The sequence below is a fragment of the Protofrankia sp. Cr1 genome (assembly GCF_963555865.1).
Classification (GTDB): Bacteria; Actinomycetota; Actinomycetes; order Frankiales; family Frankiaceae; genus Protofrankia.
Genome location: NZ_CAUVXO010000020.1, coordinates 20692 through 21946, shown reverse-complemented (window position 1 = coordinate 21946; position 1255 = coordinate 20692). Strand labels below are relative to the sequence as shown.

Here is a 1255-nt window from a genome sequence, read left to right as displayed (position 1 = left end):
CGATGTCCGTGCCCCGGACTCGCTCCTTGATCGTCATCCGTTATGCGGGTGCATCCAGCGGGGGGAACGGGCATGGGCGCGGCCTGGCCGGGCACGTTGGTAGCACATCGGTCGCACGTACATCGGTCGCAAGCTCGGAGGCGTCATGGCGGACAGCGACGGCCGGACCGGCACCGTCAGTTCGATCGGCATCAACCGTGGGCCCGATTCTGAGCCGACGCCACTCGGTATCTATCTGAATGACCATTTGGCGGGTGCTACCAGTGGTCTTGAGTTGGCCCGCCGCGCGGCCCGGTCGCAGCGCGGTTCAGCGGCCGGGGATGTGCTCGAGCGACTGGCGTCCGAGATCGCGCAGGACCGTACCGCGCTGCTCGACATGATCAGCGCTCTCGGTCTCCCCGCGCGACAATACAAGGTCTATACAGGTTGGGCGATGGAGAAGGTCGCCCGGCTCAAGCTCAACGGTCAACTCCTGCGGAACTCGCCGCTGCGTACGGTCATCGAACTGGAGTCGTTGCGGCTCGGCGTGGAGGGCAAGGCGATGGCGTGGCGCACGCTGCGTGCGGTGGCCGAACGCGACGCCCGCCTTGACGCCGCGCAACTCGATCAGCTGGTAGGCCGGGCGCGGCGGCAAGAAGACGATCTTGAAGGTCTTCGGATGGATACCGTCCGGAGGCACCTGTGACCATCTCCGGCGATGCGACAGAACCACGATCGCATCGCCTTTGGCCCGTCAGCTACCCGGGGATTTCGGCCTCCGGCGATGCGACAGAACCACGATCGCATCGCCTTTGGCCCTCTGGGCGACGGGTCTTCCTTGTCGGCCTCATGGGGGCGGGTAAGTCGACGGTCGGTACAGCTTTGGCGACGCTGCTGGGCTGCCGGTACCTGGACAACGACGTGCTGCTCACCCAACAGGCCCAGGCCGGCCCGCGGGAGCTGGCCACGGCCGGGCCGGCGGTTCTGCACGACCATGAGTCCCGCCAGCTGCGGACACTGCTGGAGCTGCCAGGGCCGTTTGTCGCGGGTGTCGCCGCGAGTGTCGCCGACCGCCCGCACGACATGGCGCTGATGGCCGCCGCCGGATGGGTCGGCTACCTTCGGGCGACCCCACGGACGCTGGCCGGACGGGTGGGAGGGGGAGCTGGCCGGCCGTGGCTGGACGACGATCAACAGGCTGTCCTGGAGTCGATGTTCGCTGCCCGCGACCGCGTGTATCGACGCACAGACTATGTGGTGGACACCGACGGCCGCG

General features: G+C 67.8%; 2 protein-coding genes. Both read left to right on the top strand.

Annotation, left to right across the window (positions count from 1 at the left end):
• Positions 1–145 precede the first annotated feature (145 nt).
• A complete protein-coding gene (locus U9980_RS03765; protein WP_322749117.1) occupies positions 146–685 on the top strand; it encodes a hypothetical protein in 540 nt (179 codons plus the stop codon).
• A 176-nt stretch (positions 686–861) separates the two neighbouring features.
• On the top strand, positions 862–1255 hold a 394-nt coding region (locus tag U9980_RS03760), incomplete at its 3' end, for a shikimate kinase (protein ID WP_322766693.1).